Origin of the sequence: Streptomyces thermoviolaceus (assembly GCF_045209695.1) — a bacterium.
Taxonomy (GTDB): Bacteria; Actinomycetota; Actinomycetes; order Streptomycetales; family Streptomycetaceae; genus Streptomyces; species Streptomyces thermoviolaceus.
On sequence record NZ_CP109280.1, the window covers coordinates 3,315,893 to 3,331,625 of the forward strand.

Annotated in this window: 16 protein-coding genes and 1 pseudogene; 8 read left to right on the top strand and 9 right to left on the bottom strand. The window is 72.1% G+C overall.

The genetic code is table 11. The annotated features are described in order from the left end of the window. Positions 1-130: 130 nt before the first annotated feature. Positions 131-439: a hypothetical protein gene (locus tag OG899_RS14500; RefSeq protein WP_125500855.1), complete on the bottom strand. Its 309-nt coding sequence runs from the start codon at positions 437-439 to the stop codon at positions 131-133. Positions 440-1,026: 587 nt separating this feature from the next. Here OG899_RS14500 and OG899_RS14505 point away from each other — a divergent pair. Together OG899_RS14505 and OG899_RS14510 are read left to right on the top strand one after the other, a co-directional pair. Then, positions 1,027-2,019, top strand: a complete 993-nt coding sequence (locus tag OG899_RS14505; RefSeq protein ID WP_168131686.1) for a bifunctional lytic transglycosylase/C40 family peptidase — start codon at positions 1,027-1,029, stop codon at positions 2,017-2,019. Between the two features lie 249 nt (positions 2,020-2,268). Then, complete coding sequence (locus OG899_RS14510) at positions 2,269-2,979, top strand: phosphatase PAP2 family protein (protein ID WP_125500634.1); 711 nt, start codon at positions 2,269-2,271, stop codon at positions 2,977-2,979. Positions 2,980-3,137: 158 nt separating this feature from the next. Here the strand turns inward: OG899_RS14510 and OG899_RS14515 are convergent. After that, positions 3,138-3,597 (bottom strand): annotated as a pseudogene (locus OG899_RS14515) (hypothetical protein); the annotation flags it as partial. Between the two features lie 238 nt (positions 3,598-3,835). Between OG899_RS14515 and pstS the strand changes: the two are divergent. The 4 genes from pstS (at position 3,836) to pstB (ending at position 7,961) form a co-directional block, all read left to right on the top strand. Further along, positions 3,836-4,966 (top strand): phosphate ABC transporter substrate-binding protein PstS, encoded by a 1,131-nt coding sequence (gene pstS / locus OG899_RS14520; RefSeq protein WP_189427814.1) that lies wholly within the window; start codon positions 3,836-3,838, stop codon positions 4,964-4,966. A gap of 107 nt (positions 4,967-5,073) precedes the next feature. After that, complete coding sequence (gene pstC, locus OG899_RS14525) at positions 5,074-6,081, top strand: phosphate ABC transporter permease subunit PstC (RefSeq protein WP_125500633.1); 1,008 nt, start codon at positions 5,074-5,076, stop codon at positions 6,079-6,081. Beyond that, positions 6,078-7,142, top strand: coding sequence for a phosphate ABC transporter permease PstA (gene pstA, locus OG899_RS14530; RefSeq protein WP_125500632.1), 1,065 nt, complete (start codon positions 6,078-6,080; stop codon positions 7,140-7,142). Before pstC ends, pstA begins: the two co-directional genes overlap by 4 nt. A gap of 42 nt (positions 7,143-7,184) precedes the next feature. Next, positions 7,185-7,961 (top strand): phosphate ABC transporter ATP-binding protein PstB, encoded by a 777-nt coding sequence (gene pstB / locus OG899_RS14535; protein WP_125500631.1) that lies wholly within the window; start codon positions 7,185-7,187, stop codon positions 7,959-7,961. Positions 7,962-8,077: 116 nt separating this feature from the next. Here the strand turns inward: pstB and OG899_RS14540 are convergent, their stop codons facing one another. Both OG899_RS14540 and OG899_RS14545 read right to left on the bottom strand, forming a co-directional pair. Further along, the gene (locus OG899_RS14540; protein WP_168131688.1) at positions 8,078-9,076 is read right to left on the bottom strand and encodes an inorganic phosphate transporter; all 999 of its coding nucleotides are present in this window, start codon (positions 9,074-9,076) and stop codon (positions 8,078-8,080) included. Between the two features lie 7 nt (positions 9,077-9,083). After that, complete coding sequence (locus OG899_RS14545; RefSeq protein ID WP_189427813.1) at positions 9,084-9,704, bottom strand: DUF47 domain-containing protein; 621 nt, start codon at positions 9,702-9,704, stop codon at positions 9,084-9,086. 219 nt (positions 9,705-9,923) lie between these two features. Here OG899_RS14545 and OG899_RS14550 point away from each other — a divergent pair, with 219 nt between their 5' ends. Further along, positions 9,924-10,286, top strand: a complete 363-nt coding sequence (locus tag OG899_RS14550; protein WP_125500628.1) for a metal-sensitive transcriptional regulator — start codon at positions 9,924-9,926, stop codon at positions 10,284-10,286. A 17-nt stretch (positions 10,287-10,303) separates the two neighbouring features. Here the strand turns inward: OG899_RS14550 and OG899_RS14555 are convergent, their stop codons facing one another. Further along, positions 10,304-10,486 carry a hypothetical protein gene (locus tag OG899_RS14555; RefSeq protein WP_185867999.1) on the bottom strand — a complete coding sequence of 61 codons (183 nt, stop codon included), beginning with the start codon at positions 10,484-10,486 and terminating at the stop codon, positions 10,304-10,306. A 167-nt stretch (positions 10,487-10,653) separates the two neighbouring features. Continuing rightward, the gene (locus OG899_RS14560) at positions 10,654-11,487 is read right to left on the bottom strand and encodes a hypothetical protein (RefSeq protein ID WP_125497188.1); all 834 of its coding nucleotides are present in this window, start codon (positions 11,485-11,487) and stop codon (positions 10,654-10,656) included. 161 nt (positions 11,488-11,648) lie between these two features. On the opposite strand from OG899_RS14560, the gene OG899_RS14565 reads away from it, so the two are divergent. Beyond that, the gene (locus OG899_RS14565) at positions 11,649-11,864 is read left to right on the top strand and encodes a hypothetical protein (protein ID WP_125497187.1); all 216 of its coding nucleotides are present in this window, start codon (positions 11,649-11,651) and stop codon (positions 11,862-11,864) included. Between the two features lie 50 nt (positions 11,865-11,914). On the opposite strand, the gene OG899_RS14570 is transcribed toward OG899_RS14565, so the two are convergent. Genes OG899_RS14570 through OG899_RS14580 form a run of 3 tightly spaced genes read right to left on the bottom strand, consistent with a single transcriptional unit; the run spans position 11,915 to position 15,631 of the window. After that, positions 11,915-12,340: an NUDIX hydrolase gene (locus tag OG899_RS14570; RefSeq protein WP_125497186.1), complete on the bottom strand. Its 426-nt coding sequence runs from the start codon at positions 12,338-12,340 to the stop codon at positions 11,915-11,917. Then, a complete protein-coding gene (locus OG899_RS14575) occupies positions 12,337-13,410 on the bottom strand; it encodes a CHAD domain-containing protein (protein WP_189427812.1) in 1,074 nt (357 codons plus the stop codon). Before OG899_RS14575 ends, OG899_RS14570 begins: the two co-directional genes overlap by 4 nt. Further along, entirely contained in the window at positions 13,394-15,631 is a 2,238-nt protein-coding gene (locus OG899_RS14580; protein WP_185867817.1) for an RNA degradosome polyphosphate kinase, read from the bottom strand. The genes OG899_RS14575 and OG899_RS14580 overlap by 17 nt, the downstream gene beginning before the upstream one ends. Positions 15,632-15,733 lie beyond the last annotated feature (102 nt).

A 15,733-nucleotide genomic window follows, 5' to 3' on the forward strand; every position in this document is an offset into this window, starting at 1 on the left:
GCCGGTGGGCACGGTGGACAGGTGGGGGCAGTGGAGGCACCGGACGCGCCCGGTGGGGCCGGACGACGGCGCGGGCGGGGCATCGTGCGCGGCATGCGCGGGTCTGCGCCGGGCGGGGGATGGCGGTGTGCTACACCGCCATGCCGTAGACGATGGTGAACAGGGTGCCGAGCGAGCCGATGATGAACACTCCGGTCAGGCCGGCGATGATGAGACCCTTGCCCTGTTCGGCGCTGAAGGTGTCGCGCAGTGCGGTCGCACCGATCCGCTGCTTCGCGGCGCCCCAGACGGCGATGGCCAGGCAGAGCAGGATGGCGACGGCCATCACCACCTCGACCATCACCTTGGCCTCGTTGCCCAGGCTGCCGAAGGGGCCCCAGTCCGGAGCGATACCGCCGATGATGGTGTTGATGTCTCCCTTGTCGGCCGCAAAGAGCATGTAAGTCACCGCCCCTGGTGGGTAGTTCCGCCTCCCCTGCGGTCGTTGCAGGGTCAGACTTCATTGTCTCCGACAATGCGGCCTGGTTATGTCGACTTGGCGCCATCGAGTGGCGGATTTTGTACGCATGGTCACTGTGTGTATCACGCCTGGTCACGGTGGGCAATGAAGCCGGTGCGAAACCTGTGACGTGGGTGGGTCGTTAACGCTTTTTCCGTCTGAGTGCGGCTGGTGTCGGCCGGTCAGGTGAGACGGTGCCTCGATGGTCTCACGCAGCGGGCCGGCGGGCGCCGTGCCGCGAGGGGTGAGGTGGGCGGCGGGCCGGCGGGGACGGAGGCGCGGCGGGGGTCGGCGGGATCTGCGAGCGGCCGGGGACCGCAGAGGCGGCAGAGGCGGCGGGACCGGTGAGCGGGCGGGGCCGGGAGTCGTGGCGCCGGGAGCCGTGGCGCCGGGAGCTGTGGGGCCGGGAGTGGCCGGGGAGCCGGGTGGCCGGGGTGGGCCGGGCGGCTTGTCGCCCTCTGGCGTCCGTGAGCAGCGCACCTACACTGACGAGAGCGTAAGTGCCGTGCTGCGAAGGGTGGTTGACGGTGCGAAGGGCGTGGGTCCTGGTGGGCGCTGCCGTGGGCGGCGTGCTGGCCTTCGTGCTGCTGCTCGTCGTCGGGGTGTACCTGGTCGGCGGCACCGTCGCGGGCGGGGGCTCCGTGGGGCTGGCCAAGGGAGCGGTGCCCGCCGCCTACAAAAGGCTGGTGGAGAAGTGGGGCAATCTCTGCCCGGCGCTGAACCCGGCCCTGTTGGCGGCCCAGCTGTACCAGGAGAGCGGTTTCAACCCCCGGGCCCAGTCCCCGGCCGCGGCGCAGGGCATCGCGCAGTTCATCCCGAGCACCTGGGCGACGCACGGCGTGGACGGCAACGGTGACGGCAAACGGGACGTGTGGGATCCGGCCGACGCGATCCCGTCGGCCGCCTCCTACGACTGCAAGCTGGCCCGGTACGTCAAGAGCGTGCCCGGCGACCTGACGCAGAACATGCTCGCGGCCTACAACGCGGGGCCGGATCCCGTCATCAAGTACCAGGGGGTGCCGCCGTACGCGGAGACCCGCACCTACGTGAAGACGATCAAGACGCTGGAGAAGAGCTTCGCCGCGCCCGTCACCCGCGTCGATCCGTCCCGGCAGGCCGCCGGTGCCATCTCCTTCGCGCAGAGCAAGCTGGGCACGCCGTATCTGTGGGGCGGCGACGGCACCGCCGAGGAAGGCGGGCGGTTCGACTGCTCGGGGCTGACCAAGGCGGCGTACGAGAGCGTGGGCATCACGCTGCCGCGGGTGGCGAACGACCAGTACAACGCCGGTCCGCATCCCCGGCGGGAGGAGCTGCTGCCCGGAGACCTGGTGTTCTTCTCCGACGACCTGACGAACCCGCGGGCCATCCGGCACGTGGGCATCTACGTGGGCGGCGGGTACATGATCGACGCGCCGAAGCCGGGGGCGGTGATCCGGTTCGACCCGATCGACACGCCGGACTACTTCGGGGCCACCCGGGTCACCGAGGATGGCGCGAAAGCGCTTCCCACCACGGTGTGAACGGAGCGTGAAACTCCCCCCTGAGCTGCGACGACGCGTATCTCTTCGATAACGTCTGCGTGATCATTCGGTGGAGCGCGGAACGCCTCCGGCCGCGCCGTGCGTTGCTGTTGGCGTAGTCAAGCGGACGTCGGACCCGGTGCGTGTCGCACGCGTGTGCAGCGGAAGCGGATCTACGACCACGGGGGGTGCCAGGGGCGGTGCACACACAGTGCGCCCGAGACCGTACGACGAAGGGGCCGCAGCACGATGGCTGGACTCGCCGAATCCGGGTCGAACCCCGACGTCGACCTGCTCTACGACATCAACGGCCTGGCCGAGGACGCACCGCGCTGGTTCGACCGGGTCATGGAGTTCGTCGGTGAGTACGGTCTGGTGCTGGCGTCGGTGCTGCTGGTGCTGTGGTGCTGGTGGTCGGTGCGCCGGCGGGGCGGCGAGGACGCCGCCGCGTCCGTGGCCGCGCTGGTGTGGGCGCCGCTGGCGGCGGGCATCGCGGTCCTGGTGAACGTGCCGATCCGCGACTTCGTGGCCCGGCCCCGTCCCTTCCAGGACCACCAGGGGCTGGACGTCCTGGTCACGGGCAAGGACGACTACTCCTTCGTCAGCGACCACGCGACCCTCACCATGGCGCTGGGCGTGGCGCTGTTCCTGGTCAACCGCCGGTTCGGGCTGGCCGGCATCGCCGTCGCGCTGCTCGAGGGCTTCTGCCGGGTCTACATGGGCGTGCACTACCCGACGGACGTGGTCGGCGGGTTCGCGCTGGGCACGGCGGTGGCGCTGCTGCTCGCCCCGGTGGCCATGGCCGCGCTGACGCCGCTGCTGACCGCCGTGGAGCGTTCCCGGTGGGGCGGCCCGCTGGTGCGCGCGCGGCGGGCCGAGACCGAGCAGGGCCCGGTGCTGTCCGAGGCGCGGGAGCAGGAGCCCGCCCCCGCCGCCGAGGAGCGCGACCTGGCCGCCTGACGCGGCGACCGGCACGGCCGACGGTCACCGGGCAGTGCTGCGGCGCGCGGGGCCCGTCACACATCCTGCGGGTGGCCGAAGAAGCGGTCCGGGTCGTACGTCCGCTGCATCATGGCCAGGCGCGGGGCAGCGGCACCGCGGGAGGCCGTGCGCCAGTGCCGCTCGAGCGTCACGCTCGACGCGGAGGCGCCGATGCGGGCGGTCAGGGGTCCACCGCGTTCTGCGGTTCGTCGTGGGTGCCCAGGGAGAAGGCGGCCACGGAGAGAGACGACAGGGACGACAGGGGTGCCGCCCGGGTGGCGGACAGGGGCCGGGAGGACCAGATCTCGTCCGGCTGATCCGGGCCCCCACTCCTGCCAGGCCGTCACCACTGTCGTCGCCGCCCCCTCGTCCACGGCCGCTTCATGTGTAGGCCGAGACGGCCTGGGCGCGGCACGGGGTGCGGAAGCGCGGCCCGGTGACGACGCCGAAGGTGCCGTTGCCGGCGCCGCGCGGCGCCCGGAACAGGTCGGTGCTCGGTGGCGTTCGCGGTCGGCCGTCGGCGTCGGCGGTGACGATCGTGGCCCGGGTGAGGCTGTCGCAGGTCAGGCCGTGGGCGGGGGAGACGACTCCGTGGCCTCACTCCGGTCGTACGCGGCCCGACAGCGGCCGTGCCGGCCCTCGTCGCGGGCCGCGCGCGGCCTCACCGCTGCGACGGGAGGGGTTCACCCCTCGTTCACTTCCGGCCATCGGCGGCTTCACCTGTTCTGCCTACTTTCGGCCGTACCCGGTGCTGATGCGTGCATGTCGGTGCATCGGCGTCCTCAGTCCTCGCACGCCGCCGAACAGGACGGCGGCTGATGGAAGGAACTCTTTCGTGAAGCTCCAGCGCATGAACCGGCGAGCCCTCGCCCTCGGCGCTCTCGCCGCCTGCGGCGCCCTGACCCTCACGGCGTGCGGCTCCGACGACAACGGCGGCACCGGCGCCTCGGCCGGCTCGTCCTCCGCGGCCGCCACGAGCGCGATCGACTGCGGCGGCGCCAAGGGCCAGGTGCAGGCCTCCGGTTCGTCGGCGCAGAAGAACGCCATCGACGCCTGGGTCAAGGTCTACGGCCAGGCCTGCAAGGACGTGCAGATCAACTACAACCCGACGGGGTCGGGCGCGGGCATCACCGCGTTCCTGCAGGGGCAGACCGCCTTCGCCGGGTCGGACTCGCCGCTGAAGCCCGAGGAGATCGAGCAGTCCCGGAAGGTGTGCTCCGGCGGCCGGGCCATCGACCTGCCGATGGTGGGCGGCCCGATCGCCGTCGGCTACAACGTGCCGGGCGTGGACAGCCTCGTCCTCGACCCGCCGACACTCGCCAAGATCTTCGACGGCAAGATCACCCACTGGAACGACGAGGCGATCGAGAAGCTCAACCCGGACGCGAAGCTGCCCGACCTGAAGATCCAGGCCTTCCACCGCTCCGACGAGTCCGGCACCACCGACAACTTCACCAAGTACCTGATCGCCACCGCCAAGGCCGACTGGCCGTACTCGGGCGGCAAGGCCTGGCAGGCCAAGGGCGGCCAGTCCGCGCAGGGGTCCTCCGGCCTGGCGCAGCAGGTCAAGCAGACCGCCGGCGCGATCTCCTACTTCGAGCTGTCCTACGCCTCCGACGGCATCAAGACCGTCGACCTGAAGACCGCGGCCGCCACCCCGGCCAAGGCCACCGTGGAGAACGCCACCAAGGCGATCGCCGCCGCGAAGGTCACCGGCACCGGCAAGGACCTGGCGCTGGAGCTGGACTACGCGCCCCAGGAGGACGGCGCCTACCCGCTGACCCTGGTGACCTACGAGATCGTCTGCGACAAGGGCAACAAGCCGGCCACCCTGCCGGCGGTGAAGTCCTTCCTGTCCTACATCGCCTCCGAGGACGGCCAGAAGCAGCTGGCCGACGCCGCCTACGCGCCGATCCCCGAGGAGATCGCCGCCAAGGTCCGCGCCACCGTCGCGGACCTGAGCTGAGCACGCGGCCGGCGCCCCGCCGCACCCGCGGGAGCCGGCCGCACCGTCCGGTGCACCGCCGCCAGGAGCCGTCCCGAGAGGTACGGCTCCGCAGACCGGAGAAGCCGATGCAGACATCCACCCGACCCACCGACCCCGCCCCCGCCGTGACGGCGCCGGTCCGGGCCGAGGACCGGCCCGCCGCCCGGGGCGTGATGCGCCCCGGCGACCGCGTCTTCCTCGGTCTGTCCCGCGGGGCGGGCATCCTGCTCCTGGTGATCATGGCCGCGATCGCGGTCTTCCTCACCTACCGCGCCGTCCTCGCCATCGGCAAGGACGACGGCAACTTCCTGACCACCTTCGAATGGGACACCGGCGTGGTGCCGGCGAGGTTCGGCATCGCCGTGCTCGCGTTCGGCACGCTCGTCTCGTCGGTCGTCGCCATGGCCCTGGCGGTGCCCGTCGCCGTGGGCATCGCGCTGTTCCTCACCCACTACGCGCCGCGCCGGCTGGCCGGCCCCATCGCCTATGTGATCGACCTGCTGGCCGCCGTGCCGTCCATCGTCTACGGCCTGTGGGGCGCCCTGGTGCTGGTGCCGCACCTGAGCGGCCTGTACGGCTGGCTCGACACCTGCTTCGGCTGGACCGGGGTGCTGTCCTGGCAGGGGGGTGCGCCGCGTTCGCTGCTCACCGTCGGCATCCTGCTGGCGATCATGATCCTGCCGATCGTCACCAACGTCAGCCGTGAGGTGTTCCGGCAGGTGCCGCGGATGCACGAGGAGGCCGCCCTGGCCCTGGGCGCCACCCGGTGGGAGGTCGTCCGCATGGCGGTGCTGCCCTTCGGGCGCTCCGGGGTGATCTCCGCCTCGATGCTCGGTCTGGGCCGGGCGCTCGGCGAGACCATGGCCGTGGCCACCGTGCTCTCCCCGTCCTTCGACATCCGGGCCAGCCTGCTCGACCCGGGCGGCGGCACCTTCGCGCAGAACATCGCGAGCAAGTTCAACGAGGCCACCGAGTTCGGGCAGGACGCGCTGATCGCCTCCGGTCTCGTGCTGTTCGTGATCACCCTGCTCGTCAACGGCGCCGCCCGCCTGATCATCAACCGCCGCACGGAGTACTCGGGGGCTCACGCATGACACCACCGGCCGTCACCGACCGTCCCGCCGGCGCGCTGCGCGGCGGCCGCCTGCCGAGGTGGTTCCCGCTCGCCGTCGTCGCGGCCTCGATCGTCGTCGCCGTGGCCGTCGGCCTGGGCGCGGGCCTGCGCAGCACGGTGCAGTGGGGGCTGATCGCCGCGCTGCTCGCCGTGGTCGGCACCTACGTCGTCGCCGCCCGTGTCGAGGGCCGCCGGCAGGCCAGGGACCGGGTGGCCACCAGCCTGGTCTGGCTCTGCTTCCTCGTCGCCGTGATCCCGCTGGCCTCCCTGATCTGGGCCACCCTGCGGCGCGGCGTGAAGGTGCTGGACGGCTACTTCCTCACCCACTCCATGGCCCAGGTCGCCGACACCGAGCCCGGCGGCGGCGTGTACCACGCCCTGCTCGGCACCCTGGAACAGGTGGGCCTGGCCACCGTGATCGCCGTGCCGGTCGGTGTGCTCACCGCGGTCTACCTGGTGGAGTACGGGCGGGGAGCACTGGCCCGGGCGGTCACCTTCTTCGTCGACGTCATGACGGGCATCCCGTCGATCGTCGCCGGGCTGTTCGTGCTCAGCTTCTGGATCCTGATCCTGGACATGGGCTACTCCGGCTTCGCCGGCTCGCTGGCCCTGGCGATCCTGATGATGCCGGTGGTGGTCCGCTCCACCGAGGAGATGCTCAAGCTGGTGCCGCGCGAGCTGCGCGAGGCCTCCCTGGCCCTCGGGGTGCCGAAGTGGCGGACGATCCTGAAGGTGGTGCTGCCGACCTGCCTGGGCGGCATCGTCACCGGTGTGATGCTCTCCATCGCCCGGGTCACCGGCGAGACCGCCCCGGTGCTGCTGCTGGTGTGGGGGACGAACTTCATCAACGCCAACCCCTTCAGCGACCCGCAGGCCTCGCTGCCGCTGTTCATCTACCAGCAGTACGCCAACAGCGCCGGCGCCGGAGCCGCCTACGACCGTGCCTGGGCGGCGGCCCTCACCCTCATCGCCTTCGTGATGATCCTCAACCTGGTGGCGCGCGGCATCGCCCGTTTCACGGCGCCCCCGAGCGGTCGCTGACGCGACCTCGCAAGCGACCGAGACGCAACGGAAGGGACAGTCATGTCCACACGCATCGATGTGAGCGGGCTCACCGCCTACTACGGCACCCACAAGGCGATCGAGGACATCTCGATGACCATCGAGCCGCGCACGGTGACGGCGTTCATCGGGCCGTCCGGCTGCGGCAAGTCGACGTTCCTGCGCACCCTGAACCGGATGCACGAGGTCACCCCGGGCGGCCGGGTCGAGGGCAAGGTGCTGCTGGACGGCGAGGACCTGTACGGGCCCGGGGTGGACCCGGTCGCGGTGCGGCGCCAGGTGGGGATGGTGTTCCAGCGGCCCAACCCCTTCCCCACCATGTCCGTCTTCGAGAACGTGGCCGCCGGGCTCCGGCTGAACGGGGTGCGGAAGAAGAGCGAGCTGAGCGACATCGTGGAGAAGTCGCTCAGGGGCGCCAACCTGTGGAACGAGGTCAAGGACCGCCTGGACAAGCCGGGCGCGGGGCTCTCCGGCGGTCAGCAGCAGCGGCTGTGCATCGCCCGTGCGATCGCGGTCGAGCCCGAGGTGCTGCTGATGGACGAGCCCTGCTCCGCGCTCGACCCCATCTCCACGCTCGCCGTCGAGGACCTGATCGGGGAGCTGAAGGAGCGGTTCACGATCGTCATCGTGACGCACAACATGCAGCAGGCCGCGCGGGTGTCGGACCGGACGGCGTTCTTCAACCTGGCCGGGGTGGGCCGGCCGGGCCGGCTGATCGAGATCGACGACACCGAGCGGATCTTCTCCAACCCGTCGGTGCAGGCGACGGAGGACTACATCTCCGGCCGCTTCGGCTGAGGGCAGGGCGTCAGGACTCCTCGCGGTGCTGCATGGCGGTGCCGCCGCGAGGACGCGAAAAGGGCCCGTCCCCGCATCCGGGGGACGGGCCCGCGCGCTTCACGGGGCCGGCCGGCCTACAGGATCGCCAGCTTTATCAGCCAGAAGACGACCGCCGAGACGATCGCGGCCGCCGGCATGGTGATGAACCAGCCCACCACGATGTTCTTCGCCACGCCCCAGCGGACCGCGTTGACCCGCTTGGTGGCGCCCACGCCCATGATCGCCGAGGTGATCACATGGGTGGTGGAGATCGGCGCGTGGAACACGAACGCGGTGCCGAACATGATCGACGCGCCGGTCGCCTCGGCCGCGAACCCCTGCGGCGGGTCCAGCTCGATGATCTTGCGGCCCAGGGTGCGCATGATGCGCCAGCCGCCCGCGTAGGTGCCCAGCGACAGCATCAGGGCGGAGACCAGCTTCACCCACACCGGGATCGGGTCGCCGTAGGTCTCGACGCCGCCGATGACCAGGGCCATCACCACGACACCCATGGTCTTCTGGGCGTCCTGCAGACCGTGGCCGAGGGCCATGCCGGCCGCGGAGACGGTCTGTGCTATGCGGAAGCCGCGCTTGGCCTTGTGCGGGTTGGTGCGGCGGAAGATCCACATGATGGCCGCCATCACCAGGTAGCCGACGATCAGGCCGATCACCGGCGACAGGAACATCGGGGTGACCACCTTGTCGACCACGCCCGACCAGTGCACGGCCGTGCCGCCGGCGAGTGCCGCGCCGACCAGGCCGCCGAACAGGGCGTGCGAGGAGGACGAGGGAAGCCCGAAGTACCAGGTGATCAGGTTCCAGACGATCGCGCCGAGCAGGGCCGCGAAGAGGATGCCCATGCCCCGGCTGCCGGTGGGGGGCTCGATCAGGCCCTCACTGACGGTCTTGGCGACGCCGCTGCCGAGGAAGGCACCGGCGAGGTTCATCACCGCCGCCATGCCGAGCGCCGCCCGCGGGGTCAGCGCCCGCGTGGAGACGGAGGTGGCGATGGCGTTGGCGGAGTCGTGGAAACCGTTGGTGTAGGCGAAGCCCAGGGCGACCAGGATGGTCAGGATCAGAGCGAAGGTGTCCATGGACGCCTCAGGACTCCTTGACCGCGATGGTCTCCACCGTGTTCGCCACGTGCTCGAAGGCGTCCGCCGCCTCCTCCAGTACGTCCACGATCTGCTTGAGCTTGAGCACCTCGATCGCGTCGTACTTGCCGTTGAACAGGTGGGCGAGGAGTTTGCGGTGGATCTGGTCCGCCTGGTTCTCCAGGCGGTTCACCTCGATCCAGTACTCGGTGAGGTTCTCCATCGTGCGCAGATGCGGCATGGCCTCGGCGGTCAGTTCCGCCGCCCGGGCCAGGACCTCGATCTGCTGCTCGACGCCCCGCGGCAGCTCCTCGATGTTGTAGAGGACGACCAGATCGACGGCCTCCTCCATGAAGTCCATGATGTCGTCCAGGGACGACGCCAGGGAGTAGATGTCCTCACGGTCGAAGGGCGTGATGAACGAGGAGTTCAGCTGGTGGAAGATCGCGTGCGTGGCGTCGTCGCCCGCGTGCTCCGCGGCCCGCATACGCTCTGCGATCTCGGCCCGGGCGGAGGCGTCCGCCCCGAGCAGTTCCAAAAGGAGCTTCGAGCCCGCGACGATGTTGTCCGCGGACGCGGCGAACATGTCGTAGAAGCTCGTCTCCCTGGGGGTCAGACGAAAGCGCACGTGGGGTCCTCGGGGTGCATCGGTGTCGGTCAGGGTGATGCTAAGCGCATCATCCGGCCACGGCTAAGAGCCCGGGGCTCTCGCAAGGGGCCGTTCCCCAGTGTCACCCATGCCGCGCGGTGATCTTCCTGGAGGGGCCCGTGCAGCGGAGAATTCGGTACGATATACCCGCCAGGGGTATATCGGGCCCCGGTGACGGTGTACCGACAGGAGGACGCGATGACGACCACCGAGGCCGGCGTGCCGGCGCCCTCCGGGGCCACCGTCGACGAGCCGCACGGGCACGAGCATCAGCACGCGACGTACGGCTACCACCAGCAGAAGGACGAGCACCTCAAGCGCCTGCGCCGGATCGAGGGGCAGATCCGCGGGCTGCAGCGGATGGTCGACGAGGACGTCTACTGCATCGACATACTCACCCAGGTCTCGGCCTCCACCAAGGCGCTGCAGTCCTTCGCCCTGCAGCTGCTGGAGCAGCATCTGCGCCACTGCGTCGCCGACGCCGCCGTCAAGGGCGGCACCGAGATCGACGCGAAGGTGGAGGAGGCCACCAAGGCCATCGGGCGGCTGCTGCGCACCTGACCGGGCGGCACCGGGCTTCAGAAGGTGTCGGCGGGGCGCTCCTCGGTCTCGCGTACCCGCAGCACTCTGTCGATGCTCTCCAGACTGAGCCGCCCCCGCGCCGCCGAGGCGGCGATGATCAGCTCTCCGCACAGCTCGATCTCTGCGAGGGCCACGTGGTCCTGCACCGTCGCACCGCACACCGGAGCCACGCGCACCACCTCTTCTCCGCTGTCACCTGAACGGCCGGAATCTGCTGCTGCGCCCCCTGCCCACGGGCAGCGCGGGGCGGCTGGACGCGCCGGCGGAATCAGGGTAGGGAGCGGGCCATGTGCCGCGCATGGCACCAAAGGGCTAGTTCGCCGGTCATTTCCGCCCCGGGGCCCCGTCAGCCCTCGGCGATCCGCCCGGTGTAGATGTCCTTCTCGTCCGGCAGCGTCACGCTCACCGGGGTCCCGAAGCCGAACAGCAGGGTGGTGGCGTAGACGGCCACGGCGTCGTCGCGGCGGCCGCCGGGGAAGGAGAAGCGCTGCCGCAGCTTGCGGATGCGGCCCTGGTCGTCGAGGTAGACGTCGAACGGGACGTCGGCCGTGGCGAACCCGTCGGCCGCCGCGCGCAGCGAGGCCGCCCCGGACGACGGGGCGTTGCGGGCCGCCAGGTGGAGATCGGCCGTGCCGCGGTAGTGGCGCACCGCGACCCCCGCCACCCGGGTCTCGCCCACGTAGGACGCCGTGCGGGTGCCGCGCAGCACCTCGGCCGCGGCGCAGGGGTCGGTGGCGCCGCCGGTGACGAGATTGCCGTCGGAGAGGGTGTCCGTGTCCACCCGCACCCACTTGTCGGCCGGCACCCCCGCGCCCCGGTTCTTCATGTACAGGGCGCCGGGGGCGAGGAGTTCGGTGATGGGCCGGTGCACCGGGACGCCCGTCGGGCCCGGCGGCAGCACCAGCGTCAGCCGGCCCAGCTGCCGGCGGAAGTCGTACACGCCCTTGCCGCGGATCGTCACCCGGGTGCCGCCGACGGCCGTCTCCAGCGATGTGTGCGCCTGGGAACTGCCCGCCGCGCGCAGGGCGTCGGGCGCCTGCCGCAGCAGCTGCACCGGGGTGACGAACGCGCGGGCGTCCTGCGCGGCGATCCCGTCCCCGGCGCAGCCGCCGGTGCCCGCGCAGACCGCCAGGACCGCGGCGAGCACCGCCGCCGCCCGCCGCCGCTGCCCCTGAGCCATCGCCGTCCACCCCCAGCCGCTCCGCGTCTCCCGGGCCCTCGCCGTCCCTGGGACGACGGGTCGTCCGGTTAACGACGAGTAGGGAACGCCGTCACGCCCCGGCCGTGAGGCGGCCATGCGGAGCAACCTGCCGTTCACCTGCGACCGCTAGGGTCCCCGCCGTGACCCGGCAGACGAAGGACGGCGGCGCCCGGCGGCAGCCGGAGCGGCGCCAGGACGGCGCGGAACACCGTGCGGAGCAGGGCGTCCACCGTACGGAGACGGTGGAGCGGGGACGGTTCTGTCCGGCCCGCTGCACCTGCGGCCGGCGCGGCCCGGCCCGCCGGGTGCGCAGTCCGGCCCGCAGGGACGCGGAGCAGCACGCCGACGGGGAGTGACCGGGCGGGCGAGCCGGGCGGCGGAAGGCCGAGCCGCGGGCGCGAGCGGGTCAGGACGGGCGCAGGACGGCCAGCAGCTCGTCGACCAGGGCCCGGTCCCTGACCTGGGTGAGCCGGGCGCGCGCGGCCGCGGGCGGCAGCCAGGCGATGCGGTCCACCTCGGCGTCGGGGGTGAAGCGGTCGCCCCCGGTGACCTCGGCCGCCCAGTACCGCACCTGCTTGGGGCGGCCGTGCGCCCAGTAGTGCACGCTGCTCAGTTCCGCGCCGGGCACGGCCGTGCACCCGGTCTCCTCGGCCACCTCGCGCAGGGCGCCGGCGAGCGGGTCCTCGCCGCGCTTGAGCTTGCCCTTGGGCCAGGACCAGTCGTCGTAGCGGGGACGGTGGACCAGGCACAGCTCGATGCCGCCGTCCACCGGGGAGCGGCGCCACAGCACGCAGCCCGCCGCCCGGACGGTCTCCTCAGGTGCGGACGTCATCGGTCACCTCCTCGTCCGGCGCCGACCGGCTGCCGCAACCAGGCGCGCTGGAAGGCGAACCGTGCCGCCTCCACCGCGTGCCGCTGGTCGGCGTGGAGCACCCCGAGCACGTACGCCGTCGCCGGGGCGATGCGCGGGGTGCGGGCGGCCGAGGCCGCGGCGGCGGCCGCCTCGGCGGCGTCGCGGTGCCGGTCCAGGGCGCGGCTCGCCGCCGGCAGCCGGGGATCCGCAGGGGCCTGGTCGTGCAGCACCTCGCGGGCGTAGCGGTGCAGCCGCAGCAGCAGCCGGACCTGGTGCCAGGGGGCGTCCTGCGGGTGCACGGCGGTCTGCGCGGACAGGCCGTCGGCCAGCGCAGCGGCGTTGTACGGGCTGCCCGCGGTGAGCAGCGGCAGGGCGGCGACGGCGTCGGCGAGGCGGTCCTCGGCGGCACGTGCCGCGGCACGCAGGTCGACGTCGCGCGCGCCGGGGGCGAGGGGGACGTCGCCGGCGAGCACGGCGACCTGGTCCGCCAGGGCGTGGAAGCGGGCCGAGCCGAGGGCCTGCAGGGCCTCGGAGTGGGCGCGGGCACGGGCCAGGGTGAGCCGGCGGTCCAGCAGCGCGCCTGCCTTGGCGGCGCCCACGGTGAGGTCGCCGGTGCCGTGGTGGCCGGCCGGCGGTGCGGGCGGAGCGAGGGCCGGCCCGTCGCGGCCGGTGGACGGTGTGCCGTCGGGCGCCGAGGGCTGGGGGGAGAGCCGGTGCAGGGCGAGCAGCAGCCGCTCCCTGCGCTCCTGCAGGGCGTGCTCACGGGCCAGGGTGCCGGACAGCCAGGCCAGTTCGGGGCGCAGCTGCTCCGCCCAGGTCTCCTCCAGCAGACAGCGGAAGGTGTGCAGGGTGCCGCTGATGCGGCGGGCCGCGCGGCGCAGGGCGCGGGCGGTGTCCGCGGAGGCGGCCCGGGCGGCGCCGGATCCCCGCTGCGGGCCGAGCGCCCGCAGGAACTGGGTGGCCTGGCAGCGCAGATACGCCGCGAGGGCGTCGGCGGGCACCCGGGTGCCGGCGGCGGGGGCGGCGGCCGGGTCACGGTGCTGTGCCACGCCGGCGCCTCCGGGCGTCGATGAGCATCTCCTGGATGCAGGGCAGCGGCCGGCCGTCCGCGTCGACGGCGTGCCGGGTCCACTCGCCGTCCGGGCCGAGGTGCCAGGAGGCGGTGGTGTCGGACATGCCGGTCTCCACCAGCCGGTTCAGGGTGGCCCGGTGGCCGGGGTCGGTGACCCGGACCAGGGCCTCGATCCGCCGGTCGAGGTTGCGGTGCATCATGTCCGCGCTGCCGATCCACACCTCCGGTTCGCCGCCGTTGCCGAAGACGAAGACACGGGAGTGCTCCAGGAAGCGGCCGAGGACCGAGCGGACCCGGATGTTCTCCGACAGGCCGGGCACGCCGGGCCGCAGCGCGCAGATGCCGCGCACCCAGATGTCGACCGGCACCCCGGCCTGGGAGGCGCGGTAGAGGGCGTCGACGATCGCCTCGTCCACCATGGAGTTGACCTTGATGCGGATGAAGGCGGGCCGGCCGGCGCGGTGGTGCTGGATCTCCTTCTCGATGCGGGTGATCAGCCCGTCCCGCAGCGACTTGGGCGCGACCAGCAGCCGGCGGTAGGTCTCGCGGCGGGAGTAGCCGGAGAGCCGGTTGAACAGGTCGGACAGGTCGGCGCCGACCTGCGGGTCGGCGGTGAGCAGCCCGAGGTCCTCGTACAGCCGGGCGGTCTTGGGGTGGTAGTTGCCGGTGCCCACGTGGCTGTAGCGGCGCAGGGTGTCGTTGCCCTCCTGGCGGACCACCAGGGACAGCTTGCAGTGGGTCTTCAGCCCGACCAGGCCGTAGACGACATGGCAGCCGGCCTCCTCGAGCTTGCGCGCCCATTTGATGTTGGCGTGCTCGTCGAACCGGGCCTTGATCTCCACCAGGACCAGCACCTGCTTGCCGGACTCGGCGGCGTCGATGAGCGCGTCCACGATCGGGGAGTCGCCGGAGGTGCGGTACAGGGTCTGCTTGATGGCCAGCACGTCCGGGTCGGCGGCGGCCTGTTCCAGGAAGGCCTGGACGGAGGTGGAGAACGAGTCGTAGGGGTGGTGCAGCAGGATGTCCCGGTTGCGCAGCGCGGCGAAGATGTCCGGCGGGGACGACGACTCCATCTCGGCCAGGTCGCGGTGGGTGCCGGCGACGAACTTGGGGTACTTCAGTTCGGGCCGGTCCAGGTCGTGGATGCGGAACAGGCCGGTGAGGTCGAGCGGGCCGGGCAGCGGATACACCTCCGCCTCGGAGATCTTCAGCTCGCGCACCAGCAGGTCCAGCACCTCGCGGTCGATGGACTCCTCCACCTCCAGGCGCACCGGCGGCCCGAAGCGGCGCCGCATCAGCTCCTTCTCCAGGGCCTGGAGCAGGTTCTCCGCGTCGTCCTCCTCCACCTCCAGGTCCTCGTTGCGGGTGAGCCGGAAGGTGTGGTGCTCCAGCACCTCCATGCCCGGGAACAGCTCCTCCAGGTGGGCGGCGATGACGTCCTCCAGCGGGACGTAGCGGCCCGGGCTGCTCTCCAGGAAGCGGGACAGCAGCGGCGGCACCTTCACCCGGGCGAAGTGCCGGTGCCCGGTGAGCGGGTTGCGCACCACCACGGCCAGGTTCAGCGACAGGCCGGAGATGTACGGGAAGGGGTGCGCGGGGTCCACGGCCAGCGGGGTGAGCACCGGGAAGATGCGCTGCCGGAACAGGGTGAACAGGCGGGCCTGCTCCTTGTCGGTCAGCTCGTTCCAGCGGACCAGGTGGATGCCCTCCTCGGCGAGGGCGGGGGCGACGTCCTCGTGGAAGCAGGCGGCGTGCCGGGCCATCAGCTCGCGCGAGCGCGCCCAGATCATCTCCAGCACCTCGCGCGGCTGCAGCCCGGAGGCGGAGCGGGTGGCCACGCCGGTGGCGATGCGGCGTTTGAGTCCGGCGACGCGGACCATGAAGAACTCGTCCAGGTTGCTGGCGAAGATCGCGAGGAAGTTCGCCCGCTCCAGCAGCGGCGTGTTCGGATCCTCGGCCAGCTCCAGGACCCGTTCGTTGAAGGCGAGCCAGCTGCGTTCCCGGTCCAGGAACCGGCCCTGGGGCAACTGGTCGCCGCCCTGGCCCGTCGCCTCGTAGGTGTCGAGGTCGGCGTCGAGGTCGGGGTCCAGATCGGGCACCGGCGCGGCCACGGTGTGCGACCGGTGGGCTGCTATGGAGCCCACGGAGGGCTGACGCGGCGGTACCGGCGTGGCTGCCTGGGTGTCGGGCTGGCTCATGACCTTATTCTTCCGCGCCTGCGGCCAGTCAGGCGCGTCGAGAGGGGCGGGCGGGAGCACGGAGGCGGGCGCGGCTTCGGGCCCGTGCGAGCCGGTCACACC

What these genes read in the sequence shown, in the direction of transcription:
- OG899_RS14540 (WP_168131688.1), bottom strand. Translation starts at nt 9,076, where the DNA reads ATGGACACCTTCGCTCTGATCCTGACCATCCTGGTCGCCCTGGGCTTC.
- pstC (WP_125500633.1), top strand. Translation starts at nt 5,074, where the DNA reads ATGCAGACATCCACCCGACCCACCGACCCCGCCCCCGCCGTGACGGCG.
- pstB (WP_125500631.1), top strand. Translation starts at nt 7,185, where the DNA reads ATGTCCACACGCATCGATGTGAGCGGGCTCACCGCCTACTACGGCACC.
- OG899_RS14560 (WP_125497188.1), bottom strand. Translation starts at nt 11,487, where the DNA reads ATGGCTCAGGGGCAGCGGCGGCGGGCGGCGGCGGTGCTCGCCGCGGTC.
- OG899_RS14550 (WP_125500628.1), top strand. Translation starts at nt 9,924, where the DNA reads ATGACGACCACCGAGGCCGGCGTGCCGGCGCCCTCCGGGGCCACCGTC.
- OG899_RS14580 (WP_185867817.1), bottom strand. Translation starts at nt 15,631, where the DNA reads ATGAGCCAGCCCGACACCCAGGCAGCCACGCCGGTACCGCCGCGTCAG.
- OG899_RS14570 (WP_125497186.1), bottom strand. Translation starts at nt 12,340, where the DNA reads ATGACGTCCGCACCTGAGGAGACCGTCCGGGCGGCGGGCTGCGTGCTG.
- OG899_RS14510 (WP_125500634.1), top strand. Translation starts at nt 2,269, where the DNA reads ATGGCTGGACTCGCCGAATCCGGGTCGAACCCCGACGTCGACCTGCTC.
- pstA (WP_125500632.1), top strand. Translation starts at nt 6,078, where the DNA reads ATGACACCACCGGCCGTCACCGACCGTCCCGCCGGCGCGCTGCGCGGC.
- OG899_RS14500 (WP_125500855.1), bottom strand. Translation starts at nt 439, where the DNA reads ATGCTCTTTGCGGCCGACAAGGGAGACATCAACACCATCATCGGCGGT.